This is a genomic window from Leptolyngbya cf. ectocarpi LEGE 11479 (assembly GCF_015207065.1).
GTDB lineage: Bacteria > Cyanobacteriota > Cyanobacteriia > Phormidesmidales > Phormidesmidaceae > Leptothoe > Leptothoe ectocarpi.
On sequence record NZ_JADEXP010000002.1, the window covers coordinates 1 to 15096 of the forward strand.

Genomic DNA, 15096 nt, shown 5'->3' on the forward strand with positions numbered 1-15096 from the left:
ACATAGCCCCATGTCAGAAACTGGCAGCCCTAGACTGCAGCCAGTTCAGGGGTAGGACGCTTACTGTTACGAATACTGCTAACAGCTTCAGCATAGTCTGGAGCATTAAATACAGCAGAGCCCGCAACAATTGCATTAGCGCCTGCTTCTAGTACTTGCCAAGTATTATGTGCTTTTAAACCACCATCAACCTCAATCCATGGATCGAGACCTCGCTCATCACACATCTGACGGAGCTGACGAATCTTAGGTAGGACTGCCGGAATAAATTTTTGTCCGCCAAAGCCAGGATTGACACTCATAATCAGTACGAGATCACAAAGCTCCAACACATAGTCGATTAGCTCTAAAGGTGTCGAAGGATTAAGCACTACACCCGCTTGCTTACCCATATCGCGAATCCGGCTTAGGGTACTGTGTAAATGGGGTGAAGCGTTATGCTCAGCATGGACAGAGATAATATCAGCTCCCGCCTCAGCAAATGATTCGATATACTTCTCTGGCTCGACAATCATCAAATGGACATCGAGGGGCTTTTGTGTGAGTGGTCGAATAGCTTTAACAATTAATGGACCAATGGTGATGTTGGGTACAAATCGACCATCCATTACATCAACATGAATCCAATCCGCACCAGCAGCATCTGCTGCCCGAATTTCATCCCCCAATCGACTAAAATCAGCCGATAAGATAGATGGGGAAATAACAACAGATTTTTTTGATTGCGTCATGGGAAGCCTCTCGTAATCACCATTCATAGTGACTATCGTAACAAAAACTTAGTATCAAAATCGTTACAAACTGCTCTAGCTGATGCTATTCATCGTCTCAACGTACTTTTTATGGGAGTTTTTATGGGGATTTTTCAGCAACTATCAGGTAGAGCTTGTGCCCTCGGCAACACTCAGGTAAAGCATCTATTGTCTCCCATCGCCCTAGTAGCAGGATTTATAAGTGGGATTCCAGCCCTTGCACTTTCTGTGTCTGTTGGAGCAGATGGCATTGATGCTCGACGTTTACATGAGGCACCTTTTAATCTCACAGGTAAAAAAATTGCCATTGGCCAAGTTGAAGGTGGACGCCCAGGGTTATTTGGCCTAGACAAATTGTCCACCGCGAACAATCCGGTCACCGTCAACCAGGTTCTACAGCTTGACGGCCCTGCTGTCGCCGATGATTTTGTAGATAATCATGCTAATCATGTAGCAAGCGTCATGATTAGCCAGGATAAACGATTAATCGGTGTAGCACCCGATGCCACTCTGTTTTCTGCCGCAATCGGCCCCCTGACAAGCGAGTTGAGCGGTCAGCCTCAAGAATGTGTCACCACCCAGCACATAGCCCTTCGCAACAGCGGGGATGTGCGCGCCATCAACTTTAGCTTTGGTGAACCTCTAGTAAGCGATCCTCGCCCCAATGCCAGCCTCGATGGCAATGCATTACTCACCCAATGTGTCGACTGGTCTAGCATCGTCCATGATGCCCTGTACGTGATTGCTGGCAACCAGGGGGGAGGTGGAATTCCTATCCCTACTGATAACTTTAATGGCATTAATGTCGCCTACTCCACTCAGGTAGAGGGCCGCTTTGCCAAAATTGACTATGCAAACGCGGGTAGTGAGCCTACATTTAATCCTCGTGGAACAGCAAGCCCTGAATCCAACGATGGACCTCGGCGCTCGATTAGTTTAGTCGCACCCGGAGATGACATCAGCCTGCTAAATCCTAATGGTCAAGAGGCCTTTAGCAGTGGCTCTAGCTTTGCGGCTCCTCACGTAGCAGCAACAGTTGCTTTACTGCAGGAGTGGAGCGATCGACAAATTCGCTCAGGGCAGCCTCGCTGGAGCTTAGATGCCCGTGACCCGATGGTAATGAAAGCGGTATTGCTAAATGCCGCCGATAAAATCCTGGATACAGGGGACGGTCAAAATTTAGGGATGGCACGAACCTTATTAGATGAAGCTAATCGTACTTGGATTGAATCGGATGCTTATAGCAATCAGCAAATACCTCTACACAATGAGCTAGGTACAGGACATCTCAACGCCTTTCGAGCTTACGAACAATTTAATGGCGGTCAGTGGGCACCTGGAAATGTAGCGATTCAAGGTTGGGACTATAACTCTCTGCCAATGGCCACCCCATCTGAAAATGGCGGCCCTACTTATGTCGAATATATTATTGAGCAGCCCCTCAAATCAGACAGCTATTTTGCCGCAACCCTAACGTGGGAGCGCCAAGTTTACTTGGCAGACGATAATAACAATGGTTTGTATGATAGCGGTGAAAGCTTTAGTAATAGTGGTCTTAATGATCTCAACCTGTACCTGATGCCGATCGATGAAGATGACATATCCAAAAGCATTTGGTCCTCAGTCAGTGAAGTAGACAGTGTTGAACATATCTTTCACAAAATCCCCCAGGCTGGTCGATATAAGCTGAGGGTTGTTTATCAACAGCGAGTAACCTCTGAAACGCCTCAAAGTTACGGTTTAGCTTGGTGGGGTGTGGGTACGTCAGCAGAAACCATCAGCAACGCACAGCCATGAATGCTATCCAAGTTACACATCACCCCCATCAGTCTGATCTAGAGGCCATGGGAGTCTTTTCATGGCCCATATGGCAAAAAGAAACGTCAGAATTTCCCTGGCATTATGATGAGCCAGAAACCTGCTACTTTTTGGCTGGGGCGGTTACCGTCACGCCAGACGATGGGGAGCCCATATCCATAGGGCAAGGCGATTTGGTCAGGTTTCCTGCAGGAATGAGCTGTACTTGGCGCATAGACACTGCTGTCAGAAAGCACTATTCGTTTGGCTAGCGAATTCCTAAACGTTCAATATCTCTAGTATCAAATATTTAACAAAGTTTGGTGCCTGTAAAAATGCCCCTCTAACGTTGCGCTGCGAAGGGGCATTTTTCGTTACTACCACAACCATATCAAGCATTCTTGAGTAAATGCTTCACCAGATTGTCCTTAACCATCATCTGGCGCATGACCTCGAGTACATAGTTCTGCGCATCCTCGTGGGAAAGATTACGTACTTGCTCTTTTAAGACCTGCAGCTGGAACTGCTGCTCTAATGTCAACTGACCGGGCATATCCATTGGTCACTCCTCCAGAAATCACTATCGATAACAGCCGTGTTAGTCCGCTGTTGTTATGGTGATCTTAGCCACGCACTAGTTAACCGTCAACCTGTCAAGCAATAAATAATCAAAGAAATATTTATTTACAAAGACAGTTGCGTTTTGGTAGTGAAATAGGCAGAAACACCTTGTAGTTTATTGGAGCTTGAGTAAATCTACAGGCGGTTTCTTAGAATTTTCAAATACGTTCTCATAAAAGGTGCAACCATAGCTGGGGCTGATAAACAGGCTTTATAAAGCTGATTGTTTTTAATTATCTAGCAAGAGAATATTTTCAGGCATTCCTTTTTAGCCGGACTTCGACTCCGCTCAGTCCTCTACTTGTACCGTTGAGGAATATGAATTTTATTGAGTCCTCTGTCCTTAGCTAGGAGCCTTATCCAAATAGAAGAAAGCTTGGAAGACTTACAAGAAAAATAATTAATTAGACGAGCTATCTACAATTCCTATATTGTTAGACAAAAGTTGTTCTTTACTCAACGAAAAAGCTTCATCGCACACATTCTGAAGTTCTCTGGGCACTGGACGGAAAAGCGATAATACACCGGTCTGACAACCCAAATCCTGTACCCGTTCAATGACTGGCACAAACTCCTGGTCGGTCGTCACTATCAGCGCATAATCATAGTTCTTCATCGCTGCGTGATACACCATATCTGATACGAGATGCACATCAACTCCCTTCTCGCTATAGTTGCCACCACCGATAGGAATTGCAAATCCTAGGATAACTTTTGAGGTTTGTAATATGTCCTGTTCGTGCTCATTTTCAAACCATGCTAAATGAGGCTCACAGGTATAGAAAAACGTCCTGATTAACTGACGTCCTTCCAGAAACATTTCACCGATCCAATGAATCGGTTTGATAATTTTAATTTCGGCTCCATTAATGCAATATCGAAAGTTGGTGCCATCGATAAATACCATCGCTTTTTGAGCCTGCAGCTCAGCTGTTTGCAGTCTTATACTGCTGCCGTAGGATTTAGACATAGGGATGATTCCTGAGGTATCAAGGTATCAGAACTTGTTACCGGTAGTAGACATAATTGAGAAGCAGGCTGATATCTGACTGAGATCCAGGCTTCAATAAGAGGCGAAGTACTGGGTGGGAATTCATCTGCGATCGCACTTAGGTTTGGTCGTTTTCGTTGTAGATGCTGTAGTAACAACCAAACTGCTTCCACTGATCCAGCATGTTCCATGTCCCACTTTCTGTACGAGTGGTTCCTATATAGACCAGGCTGGCCTCTATGAGGCCAGGCCGGATAGAAAGACGGCATGAGGGAGCATTGTCGCTGCACCCTTTAGCTTCTGTAAAGTCGTATAGAAGCATCTCTGTCTCTTATCAGAGAGGTAAATTCCAGATATATCAACTTGAATAATTAGCCCCAGCGCTCTCTAATTATTCAGCCCACCTGGAAGGTATCTGGTCAGCTATTAAGGGATAAAGGATTTTTACGCGAAAGCGTACGCTATGACGGCCCTGAAGAAATCCTCGATGACGCGATCCCGTTTGAAGGTGCGATCTCACGTCTACTCAGTCGGTGCCTCGTCAGGAGTGAAGACCATGACGAACTGAACCTTGCCTTTGGTCCAGTTACCACCGGGAGACAGCACCTCGCATGGTGTTCCTGGGTCAGTCCATGGCTTCAACTGCTGTTGTTTGCTCATTACTGAACCCATAACCTGAGCTGCTTGGGCACCCATAAAAGTTTGACCAATATCAGGTGCCAGGTTTTTATCATTGAGCCTGACCACGGTGTCTGGCTGAACAATCTTGGGCTTATTTTGAGGTTCACTCATAAACGCTAGAAGCCTTATGTGATAAAGCCTTCAACGAGAATTGAACTCGTGACCTCTCCCTTACCAAGGGAGTGCTCTACCGCTGAGCTATGAAGGCTGGTGGTGGGCCGTGTTGGATTCGAACCAACGTAGGCGTAGCCAGCGGATTTACAGTCCGCCCCCATTAACCACTCGGGCAACGACCCACAATGCCGGATTATCCGGCGATGCCAGGAGGCGGACTTGAACCGCCGACACGAGGATTTTCAGTGCTGTCTGCCGCTATTGCCTTCATAGAAAGGATTCAGCTTATAGCTTCCTAGTTCTGACACGCGATTCGGCGCTTCATCCGGAATACTTTCGCTATTTGCGATCGCGCTCTATTTCCCAGATAGCTCGCTGGGCACACCACTCCAGGCTTCTGTTTGGATGCCTCGTTTTGACACCCTGAATTAGGCGTTGAGTGGTAGCAGAGTCGCGAGTTAAGACGTTTAGCTGCTGCATTGAATAATCACTGGCTCCATCTTTGATGCCAGGATTGTGAACCGCACGATTAACGCGTCTACCCCTTTGTTTGCGTTGATGTGCCCTCCCAAGGCTAAAAAACGGACGTCCTTCCCGCTCACACTTTTCCCATTGGATGCAAAGAAAACTAATTGATGCAGCAATCAAGCCAGGTAGCAAAAAACGCATTTTGATTTTTAGTGCGGTTTCTTTTTATTCACCCTAATTGTTCACGGACTGGGCATTGTTGGGCTCAAATTCATATACTTCAAGGTACGAAGTTCTAGAACATTGAACTTGCCTACAAAAAAACAGGAGCGGAGCTATGTTGTTTCAAGCGTCACATATTCCATCTGATATCGATACTTATGAAAAGCTAACGTGTTGGGCATGCACGATTCTGAATGCCCATGGCTACGCTCTTGACTACAATGAGCGGCCTGCATCAGTCGTTACTGGTGATAGTGGCATTCAACCAATATTTGAGCGCAATGGCCCGATTGTCAGTCACCAGAAAGACCAGCGGTTAATCTTTCGCCTTTCATTTGCACTTGAAGATGACCACAGCGGTGGTTCCTACTCTATGGAGTACCAAGCAGCCAAAGAAATTCTTACCACACCTGTAAACGTTGATTACATCGCTTAAATATGCCAGTCCCAACAACAACGTCTGGTGCTAGGGAAATGCTGGGGGCTGCCTATAATGCCCCTTCGGCCAGCCCTGCTAGTGCGATGACTGCCAGTCAAGCCAAGCAAATAGGGCAACTAAACAAAGCAGCTGGATTTAATCAGCCGTCCAACTTTAGGCCACTAGCTAGGGCACTAACTCCGAGTCCTAGGCCACTGGCAAATACACCTACTGGTCGAGCTGCTATCAACGGTGCTGCATCGGGGTTAGCCAAAGTTCAAGCTAGTGCTCCTGTCGCTGGAGCACTGAGAGCTACAGCCCCTGTCGCTAAAGCCGCTGGCAGATTCATTGGTCCTGCTGCTGGTGGTGGTGTTATCACAGCAGGGCTGTCTCTAGCTAATGGTTTAGCTGACCCGAGCACATCTGCAGGTGCAGCCGCCACTGGTGCAACCGGTGCAGGTGCAGGTGCGTATGCTGGTGCATTGCTTGGCTCACTTGGTGGCCCAGCTGGCGCAGTTATTGGCTCTATAGCTGGTGGCGCAATAGGGCAATGGGCAGGTGATAGATTGGGTCAGTCACTATTCCCCCAAAGAAGTGGACCCGCAGATGACTACGACACTAAAGCTTCTCCGTTCACTGGTGGCCAAGAGGGCGGGATAAGGTACAGGTTTCAGGCACGAGGAGTAATTGATGGCAACCCTAGCAATTGGGCAACATTGACAGGCTTTGGCCCTATTGCAATTCGTTACTTTGGGAATGTCCAGGGTGGCACGAACTACGAAATTACTGGCAATGGTAGCCGTATTACTGGAGGCGGTGCAGGTGACCCTGATGTGATCGTAACAGCCCAAATCCGCAACATGGAAAGGCTGGACGGTGAACCAGATACAGGTGGCAACCCTATCCCAGTGACATCACCTGTGCCTGGTGCTACACCGACTGGTCAGCCTAACCCCATAGAGGAAGGTAACCCCAACTTCCCTGGTTATTTAATTCCTGGTGCTGTTGGCCTAGGTGGGGCAGCGTTAGGCGGCGCTCTAGCCGGTGCTGGTGCCAATAGCCCCACAAAAAGCCCTAGCCTTGCTCCTAGTTTTGGCGCTGGCCCTGCCAATGCACCTAGACCTGCCAATAGCCCTCGTAAAACCCCAGGGCTAGGTAGTACCCCAAGGGCCGCCGGTTCAGCTGGCGCAACTGGGGGTGGAACAGTAGGTGGCAATACCAGAACGAAACCTAAGCCTAAGTGCCCATGCAACAAAGGCTTACTTGGTAGTATTGGCAACCTCCTAACCGGCAATGTTGGTCAAGGCGCACAGCTGGGGTTGCTGGGAAAGATTGACGCGACCACCACGGCCACCAATGTCACCACCGCTGCCAATGCCGGTCAACTCGGTGCGATCGCAACCAAGCTCCAAACCATGCAAGCGTTCGCCGAGAAGGCGTGGAGGAACACACACGCCGACAAACTTATCAACCTGCTGACCCTAACCACGGTCATTCACAATGGGGCGATGATCAGTCGTGACATTGGCGAAACTCTGGGCTACGTGGTGAGCAACGGCCTGGCTGTAGTCGGTGTTAAGGACGAGGAAGGTAACGCCCTGGACATTAATGGACTGGTTGGTTCAAGTGTTTCGAACTTCATCAAGTCAGTGGTGGGAGAGGATGTTTACAACGACACTCGTACCGCATGGCAAAAGGCAAACAGAGTGCTTCAAGCCGGGTCTAACATCATCTGGACAATCCGAAATATCAATGACGCCACTCAAGATGTACTGGAATGGACCGCCGAAAACACGGGCAAGATTGGCAATGCCTTGATAAAGTACGGCGTTGTAGGAGACCGTGCCTATCCATTCATGTCTGAACGGGTTAAGGCTCAGGACTTCTACCGACGCAAATTCAGCCGGGTATTTGACGGCCTGGAGTCTGCTGAAAATACAGCAAGCAGCTTGGCGGTCGTTACGTCCAACGTTCGCGAAATTCAGGAAGAAGTGAACGAACTGGGCGAGGCTAGGACTCGGTTCACTGATGCGGTGAGCGACTTTGGCCCTGAAGATATCCCAGGGTTACCCCCTGAAAATCAGTTATCTAGTAGCTCACCTGAAAACCAACCTATTGCAACAGCAGAGGCTGCAGCGGAGGCTGCTAGCCAGAGTCCTGATGTTGCGATCTCAACCGACGCTAACCGAGGAGACCCACCGGACGATGCCACTCCCTGATAACTTCAGTCCCGTAGAACATTTGCAGGACACCATTCGACGCACATTTAGCCGTGAGGTACGCGAATGGTTTCGCGATATCGATCTGGATGGTGACCTGGACATCGCCACGCCTCGCAGCAGCTTAGCCTTGGCCTGTGAGCATCGCGACGATGACAGCTTCAATATGACCATAGGGCGCATTCTCTTATTTGAAACGCTGCGTGGTAGGTTTGCCGATCGCCTGGTAAACGCTTCGAGTGGTGCTGGCTCTACCACTTACAGAACAGATGTTCGACGGCGGACACGCCCAAAAATCAGCCTTTACTTCATTGAGGATGCCAATGACGTTGAGACCGGGTATGCACCAGTAGACGGGACTATCAGCTTTCGATTGATGGATCACACACCTAGCAGCATTACCCCAGTGATCGCACAGACTTACGCCCAGCGAATTAAGTCAAACTTTGATATAGGCGGTGGTTTTGTCTGGAAGAAAGGAAAAAACATGTACTCATACAGCGACTGGCCCAACGGGTATCAGTTGCAGTTGCTGTGTAGGACTGACACCGAAGCACGACGGATTGTGGACGCAGTGCTGGATGTACAAAGCCACGTGCCTGACTGGTCGTACTTCAATGAAAAGATCAACGCGGAGCCAGCCTCGGCATTCCCAATTATTCCGGACATAGATCGTGCGTATGGGGAGCAGCGACGCCAGCCTAGGCGACGACCTGTGGCAGATGTTCGATTTCAGTATGCAACGCTCGAAGTCCTAGGTGTCGCCAATCCAGTTGTTTTAGTCGATCGCAGCGGAGTATTGCCAACAGCGCTAGTTAGTTGATTTTTTAGCACTATTGCCTAGGGTTGACAGGATAGGTTAAGCCCTTCCGGCTGAGTTTATCAACAAAAAAAGGGTGCTAAAACAGCGTTAGTTATAGCAAGGTAGGCTCCCTATGAGCAGATATAGCGACATTCGCCGAGGCGCACAACTGAAAGACGCCCAAGAGAAATATATTGCGCACATCAGCACCCCGCGAGAGCCAAACATCGGTTCCCGTGGTGCCCGTGAACCTCAAAAGGTTGTTTTTGTCGAGCCATTCGGATTTGACTTAGCTGTAGACCAGGTGGCTCAGGTCAACAATAACACCCAGGGTTACACGGATTTGAGTCCTCGAATTACTGCAGCTGACGGGGCACAGGTGACTGACGCTCTTGGTGCCAAGACAGCCGCTTTTGTTGTGGGTTTCAGGCCAGCTCGTGTGGTTTGGAACCGGGCTGCCGCTAAAACCTTGGTGAGGAAGGTTTCTGCGGTAACAGGCCAGGCTTACGGCGCATATGAAAACGTCAGTCGCAGTAGTTGTGCTTTCGGGCGCGCGGCAGCGACTGACGACATCCATGATGCTTTTAGCGCCATAAAAGAAGAAATTCTTACGGGTACCACAGGTTTAGCCCTCAACCGGGTAACCCTCACTCGTGAGCGCCGTAGTTACCGATAGGAGCAAAAAATGCAAGTTCAACACGACGTTATCGACCCATTCTTAACCTATCTAGACCAAAACCCGGAGTATGGCCAAAGCGATAAGGCTAAAGCTGTTGAGCAGCTGTCTGTTCGTCAGGGCCTAATCCAAGACTGGCTAGATGGAAAAGAATACGTTGACGCCGTGTTGGACTGCATTGAGGAGCATGGTTTAAATGCAGCCGGGTATGTTGAGGCTGTCACAGACGCTGTAGATCACTTCATCTGTAATGACGGTGCTTACTACATAACAAACGAGAGTGGGGTGCTGCTGCCCGCCCATATGAATCAATGACCTGGCGGCTCATCCAAGAGGTTAGTCCAGAGTTTGAGTGGACGAGGTTGGACCAGCCGATCAGCGGTGAAACAGCGCTCAAGATAGAGCAAGACTGGTCGTATGCCGGTTCATTCCCTGGCAAAGCTTATGTCCTACTGACCCAAAACTTTCCCGATGGCTCGTGCTATGGATTCAAAAAATTCTATCCATATCGGCACGGGCGGCTCTTCACCACCAGAATTCCAGACTTCTTAGAGACCGCAGGCTGGGGCACCTACTCTCTGTCGATCAAAGTAAATTCGTGGGGCCGGTGGCAGGATGATGCAAATTGGGTGGTGCGTATCTATGAGTGGATAGGAGAGACGGCTCCACCGACAGAGCCGGACCCAGGACCAGGTGAAAACGAACCAGAAACCCCAGATATAACTTATGACGGCGGGCAAGAAGTTTGATGTAGTCGTATTGGCTAGGCGAGTTGAGAACGCTGAGGAGCCTGCCGGAATAAAATACGGCGAGATAGTTTTCTGCCCAGACGCTGCAGAGGGTGTGGGGATAGTCTATATCGGTGGTAGGGACGGCACAGTTCGGGTTTTATCCATCTTGCCTCCCGTAGTTGATGGGGCTGGTGGGTTCCTAGATGCCTTCCCAGGGGGGAGCGTTTTTGCGTTGGAGCAAGTCTATACGCAAATTAAAGCCCCTTTTTACACCGAGAAAGATGGGGATGTGAACCTGATCATCGGTAGCCAGTACTACGGCCTACCTGGAGATGGAAAACTGTCCATAGCTAGTGGTGGCCTGATAGGGCAATACGAATATACTCATGTTGAGAGTTCCTCAAGCATAGAGGTCTCGGCAAACCGGCTTGTAATCGGGGTTTTGTCTATCTCCTCTACCTTTGGAGATGTGAGCGATCGCCTACAAGTCTGGCTTGATAGTGAGCGCATTTTTCAAGTCAATGCCGATAACACGATTGAAGTGTTTGCCCCCAGGGTTAACGGCAGTTATAGCGGGATTAATGTGGGCCTGGCTCCACCGGACGATCAGTTTTTTTGCTTTGCCACATTGGTTGAAGGAACCAGTGTTAAGTGCTGGATAAACGGCTTGCAAGTGGTGAACCAAGAGACACCAGAGGTCGCTAGTGCAATTGGGTTTTTGAAGGTTTATATGCGTGGCGGTTCCTGGAAATTCCTGGGGACTTGGAGTGATGAGGCTATCCCTGCTAGCCCGCAGCTCTGCATCAATGCCGTCGTGGCTCACTACGTATGAATCGCCTAGACCCGTTAATTAGAACTCTTCCCTATCAGCAATTTGTACTGGTGTGGCCGATTGCGGAGGCTAATCTTTGGGGAGTGATCACAATTGATGGTGACCGCAAGGATTACTTCATGGCTGAATCGGTGGAGTCGATTCAGCCCCATGACACGTTCTGTCAGACCATAGACCGGTTTAAGTTGATGGGTTTTTGTTATCCAGCCTGCAAGGCTGTGGCTCATGGGTTTAAGGCGATGGTGATCAGCATCACCGATATGAGTGAGCTGTACGAGGTGAAGTACCTGCCGCAGGGGTGGTCGGAGGGTGCAAATGCTTAAGCTGGTTGAGTGCAGGCCGGGAAAACCACAGATTGAGAAACCGATCGATCCATCTAATGGACCTGTGACGATCGGGCGTGGCAGTGTGGCAAACATTAGGGTGGCTTTGGGAGTAAACCCCAGCCTCCTTTACGTCCAAACTTTGTCTAAAATCCAGGCCACTGTATATGAGAAAGACGGCGCACTATTCATCAAGGACGGTGGTACAAAGCCCAGTTCTAACGGTATCTACTACAAAGGTCGAAGAACCTACGCACCAATTGAACTGTATCAAGGGATTGAAGTAGAGCTGTTTCCCTTGGCCGGTGGCTACCATTTATATGTTGCTTGGCCATTCAAAAAAGAGGGAATAGTTGAGGCCGACACTCTGATAATAGAGCGCGAGAATTTAGAAATTCAGCTCGAAGGCGCGGGAGAAGAAGTGACCCGCTTAACCTTGGTTGTGAGTGACCTTGAGACGAAACTAGACAAGACAGTTCAAGCCTCACATACGCTCAATAGACGGACACAAGTTATCTATGAAGAGCTGAGAAAGCAGCAAGAGTCTAAAAAGACCTTAAGCAAGCAATTAAGGCTTCTCAAAAAACTACTAATTATCTTCTGCGTAGTTAGCTTTATTGTTGCCTGGCTGATGCTAGGAGGCGACCAAGAGACATTAGCTGTTTTAGGTAAGGCGATAATAAGTGTCGCCAGTATTATTGGCTTTATTTTTGGCATTAAACCAGGGGATGTTGACGCCTAAAAAACAAAAATCTCTTTCTAATTAAAGTTCTTAAATATCGTTTGTGGACTTTTTGCGGACTTTTTGTGGACCGGTTGTGGACCTACGGTGGATTAGGGTCCACAGCGCTTTGTTTTGTAATTGCTACTCAAAAATCTTGTGGCCCGGTCCACAAACGGTATATCAATGGTTTTAGCGTTTTTGCGGACTTGTGGACCAGTCTCGGCCACACCTAAAACACCCCGAAAAAGGGGGGTGTTGCACCATCACCCTGGTGGAGTCCACAAAACCTTGAATTGAAGCTTGCTATGGTACTCACCTGAGTCAATTTGAATGACCTTTTTCAGTGACTTACTTGATAGCAACCTATACACATCTTGCACGGATAGGTCGTGGTTCTTCCGCAAGGAACTAGCTCCCCTATAAAAAGAGGAGACTGTATAAGTTGAACCAACTTGAAGCTCGAACAACTTCTTGGCACAGTAACGAAAAGCATCGGTACTTATACCGTCTGGAATATCCAGTTTGCTGATATCACTTTCTGGCTGAGGCTTTACTTTTTCAACCTCTTTTTGGCGCTGAGTTCGGCTGTACATCTTCCAGTAAAGAGCATGGGTAATAGGGTCTTCGTAGAACTCTCCATACCCACGTGTTTCAAGTACCTCTAAAGCCATCTCAAGCTGGCTCATGTTTGTAACAGCTGACCAGCATCTTAAAGGGACTCTTAAGTCTAGTAAACCAGTGCCATCACTGAGGATTTCCGAATTCTCTTTGAACCATGAGAAGAAGTCGATAGCCAGCTGTTTTTGTTCGGGGCTGTAGCAAGCGAGTGGATCATTTTGCCGAGTGGCATCAACAGGCAGGCCAGGCTGGATCTTAGGCACCTCCTCTACTTTGGTCGTATCTTCAAAGCCGTAGTCTTCATCTATGGCCGGGTTAACCACGCTGGGGGTAATCGACTGAACGTCCCAGCTTTGAGGGAGTACGATCAGCCGCCACTGGCCACCGATATTGGTTAGTGCTAAGACCACATTCACCGGAGAGCCATTAGCGTTGTGCTGCTTCAGGTACTTGCCATACTCCTCTTTGAGAGCCTCGCGGGTGTCCTTCAGTGTGATGTAACGATTGTCAGACAGTAGTTTTTCAATCGAGCCGTAAATGCCATTACGCCCTAGGGCAATGGTGTAATTTTGGTTGCGGATCTCGGCGGTAATTCCTGACTTGTTGGTGGTCATGTGGCCAAACACCACGCCACGAACACCCTTGCTACGGCCATCAACAATGAGAGTCTCAATGAAGTCTGAATAATCCTCTTGCCAGGTGGGTTTGTCCGGCTTCACTGGCTTACCCCGGTCATCTTGCGTGGTGTTCATCTCAACATAGCGGCGAGCGGCTTTACCCAGTGCCTTGGTGCCCTCGTTACCCTCGTCAATCAGTACGAACGACGGGACCAGTGACCCAGCTTCAAGTAGTGCCTCTAGGGTATTGACCCTAGACATTAGGCGAACGGTCGCATCAATCAGTTTCTGACCCTGCATTGTATTGGTGACGGTGTAAAAATCCTGGGTCTTTTCTAGACCCGCCATGGTGACCGTCTCCCCACGAGCTGCATTGCCAGATTTGTGGGTCACGGTCACAAAGTCTGTGGACTCATCCTTCTGGTAGGCCGCGCTAATGATGGCTTCCAGGAACGCTGACTTACCCACACCGGTCGTGCCATACCCCAACAGACTCCGATCATCTGCCAGGAACCGGGGAATGGGATTCTCAATCGGTACGCCACACCACTTGCGTTTGCCTTTCAGGCTGACACACTGCTCTGTGGCTTTGGTGGTTGAGTTTTTGCGAGTCGTGAACTCGAACCCGTTGATATTGCCCTTTCTAAACCCCCTAGTTTTGGTAGTGGTGGTATCGCCATCACCATCGGTAGCACCCATAAGAGCTTTAAATTCTTCCAGCTCCTTACGCTGTGCGATCGCAGGGTCAACTAGCCCCGGTTCCTTCATGTGGGCAGGCAGATTGGCATTGTTTTCCAACTTGATCTCAGACACCGCTGTGTATAAGCGGCTGACTTCGGTGTCTTGGTACGCCTGGCGTTTGAGTTGATGGACGAATTGGTGATCATCCTCGGCCTCGTTCAGCTCGTTCTGATAAAAAGTCAACCCAGCCTGGGCAGCAGCAATCAGCGTTAGACCCGTGCTGGCCGCCAATAGTCCTAGTGCTGGTGGCCAGCGATAGCTAAGCCCCTCATCGGAGTAATACCCTCGCTCCACTGGGGCAAATACTAGAAATGCCCCTGCGATCGCACTTCCATATAGCAGTAGCGCACGTTTCGGAATGACTTCCCAAGCTTTACCCAGCAGAGAGCCTGATGCGTGGGCCAAGCGGTTACGGACGGCGGGTGAGAGTAGGTCGATGTCTAGAAAATTGCTATCCATGTAACAAGGCCTCCCATGATAACGGCAGTGACGACGGAGCTAAATTGCAAAATGCCAACGGTGCTGGCTTCAAACGTGAGGCGCTGCGCCCAAGAGCGACTGCCCAGGATGCCCTGAAACTGTAGTGCGAACAGGCCGACAAACATTAAGAATGCGATTACGGCCGTAACGATTAATGCAATCTTGAGCGGCTGCCACAGGGCCGCAAGCTGAACGACGGCGGACGATGCGCAGGTAATAAATAGGAACCTAGCGGCTTGAGCCCCTGTGTGGTGGTTAAGGTTCATGGC

Annotated in this window: 17 protein-coding genes and 2 tRNA genes; 11 read left to right on the plus strand and 8 right to left on the minus strand. The window is 49.2% G+C overall.

All coding sequences use genetic code 11. The annotated features are described in order from the left end of the window. Positions 1-29 precede the first annotated feature (29 nt). A complete protein-coding gene (rpe, locus tag IQ260_RS00450; protein ID WP_193989817.1) occupies positions 30-731 on the minus strand; it encodes a ribulose-phosphate 3-epimerase in 702 nt (233 codons plus the stop codon). A 249-nt stretch (positions 732-980) separates the two neighbouring features. On the opposite strand from rpe, the gene IQ260_RS00455 reads away from it, so the two are divergent. Beyond that, positions 981-2549, plus strand: a complete 1569-nt coding sequence (locus IQ260_RS00455; protein ID WP_322744863.1) for a S8 family serine peptidase — start codon at positions 981-983, stop codon at positions 2547-2549. Beyond that, complete coding sequence (locus IQ260_RS00460) at positions 2546-2821, plus strand: cupin domain-containing protein (protein ID WP_193989821.1); 276 nt, start codon at positions 2546-2548, stop codon at positions 2819-2821. Before IQ260_RS00455 ends, IQ260_RS00460 begins: the two co-directional genes overlap by 4 nt. A 119-nt stretch (positions 2822-2940) precedes the next feature. Here IQ260_RS00460 and IQ260_RS00465 read toward each other — a convergent pair whose 3' ends face one another. The 5 genes from IQ260_RS00465 to IQ260_RS00485 form a co-directional block, all read right to left on the minus strand. Continuing rightward, positions 2941-3108, minus strand: coding sequence for an NblA/ycf18 family protein (locus tag IQ260_RS00465; RefSeq protein WP_006516719.1), 168 nt, complete (start codon positions 3106-3108; stop codon positions 2941-2943). A gap of 462 nt (positions 3109-3570) precedes the next feature. Next, complete coding sequence (locus IQ260_RS00470) at positions 3571-4140, minus strand: NYN domain-containing protein (protein ID WP_193989823.1); 570 nt, start codon at positions 4138-4140, stop codon at positions 3571-3573. A 543-nt stretch (positions 4141-4683) separates the two neighbouring features. Beyond that, a complete protein-coding gene (locus IQ260_RS00475) occupies positions 4684-4953 on the minus strand; it encodes a hypothetical protein (protein WP_193989825.1) in 270 nt (89 codons plus the stop codon). A gap of 25 nt (positions 4954-4978) precedes the next feature. Then, positions 4979-5050, minus strand: a tRNA-Thr gene (locus IQ260_RS00480). A gap of 3 nt (positions 5051-5053) precedes the next feature. After that, positions 5054-5138, minus strand: a tRNA-Tyr gene (locus tag IQ260_RS00485). A gap of 623 nt (positions 5139-5761) precedes the next feature. Here IQ260_RS00485 and IQ260_RS00490 point away from each other — a divergent pair. From IQ260_RS00490 to IQ260_RS00530, 9 genes are all read left to right on the plus strand, one after another. Next, the gene (locus IQ260_RS00490) at positions 5762-6082 is read left to right on the plus strand and encodes a hypothetical protein (RefSeq protein WP_193989827.1); all 321 of its coding nucleotides are present in this window, start codon (positions 5762-5764) and stop codon (positions 6080-6082) included. 2 nt (positions 6083-6084) lie between these two features. Further along, positions 6085-8283 (plus strand): hypothetical protein, encoded by a 2199-nt coding sequence (locus IQ260_RS00495; RefSeq protein WP_193989829.1) that lies wholly within the window; start codon positions 6085-6087, stop codon positions 8281-8283. Further along, positions 8225-9106: a hypothetical protein gene (locus IQ260_RS00500; protein ID WP_228015314.1), complete on the plus strand. Its 882-nt coding sequence runs from the start codon at positions 8225-8227 to the stop codon at positions 9104-9106. Before IQ260_RS00495 ends, IQ260_RS00500 begins: the two co-directional genes overlap by 59 nt. Positions 9107-9218: 112 nt before the next feature. Then, the gene (locus IQ260_RS00505) at positions 9219-9761 is read left to right on the plus strand and encodes a hypothetical protein (RefSeq protein ID WP_193989833.1); all 543 of its coding nucleotides are present in this window, start codon (positions 9219-9221) and stop codon (positions 9759-9761) included. Positions 9762-9770: 9 nt separating this feature from the next. Continuing rightward, entirely contained in the window at positions 9771-10076 is a 306-nt protein-coding gene (locus IQ260_RS00510; protein ID WP_193989835.1) for a hypothetical protein, read from the plus strand. Beyond that, entirely contained in the window at positions 10073-10510 is a 438-nt protein-coding gene (locus IQ260_RS00515; RefSeq protein ID WP_193989837.1) for a hypothetical protein, read from the plus strand. The genes IQ260_RS00510 and IQ260_RS00515 overlap by 4 nt, the downstream gene beginning before the upstream one ends. Continuing rightward, the gene (locus IQ260_RS00520) at positions 10488-11324 is read left to right on the plus strand and encodes a hypothetical protein (protein ID WP_193989838.1); all 837 of its coding nucleotides are present in this window, start codon (positions 10488-10490) and stop codon (positions 11322-11324) included. Before IQ260_RS00515 ends, IQ260_RS00520 begins: the two co-directional genes overlap by 23 nt. After that, the gene (locus tag IQ260_RS00525; RefSeq protein WP_193989840.1) at positions 11321-11647 is read left to right on the plus strand and encodes a hypothetical protein; all 327 of its coding nucleotides are present in this window, start codon (positions 11321-11323) and stop codon (positions 11645-11647) included. The genes IQ260_RS00520 and IQ260_RS00525 overlap by 4 nt, the downstream gene beginning before the upstream one ends. Next, entirely contained in the window at positions 11640-12389 is a 750-nt protein-coding gene (locus tag IQ260_RS00530; RefSeq protein ID WP_193989842.1) for an FHA domain-containing protein, read from the plus strand. Before IQ260_RS00525 ends, IQ260_RS00530 begins: the two co-directional genes overlap by 8 nt. A 245-nt stretch (positions 12390-12634) precedes the next feature. On the opposite strand, the gene IQ260_RS00535 is transcribed toward IQ260_RS00530, so the two are convergent. Then, positions 12635-14806 (minus strand): hypothetical protein, encoded by a 2172-nt coding sequence (locus IQ260_RS00535; protein WP_193989844.1) that lies wholly within the window; start codon positions 14804-14806, stop codon positions 12635-12637. Beyond that, positions 14788-15093 (minus strand): hypothetical protein, encoded by a 306-nt coding sequence (locus IQ260_RS00540; protein ID WP_193989846.1) that lies wholly within the window; start codon positions 15091-15093, stop codon positions 14788-14790. Before IQ260_RS00540 ends, IQ260_RS00535 begins: the two co-directional genes overlap by 19 nt. Positions 15094-15096 lie beyond the last annotated feature (3 nt).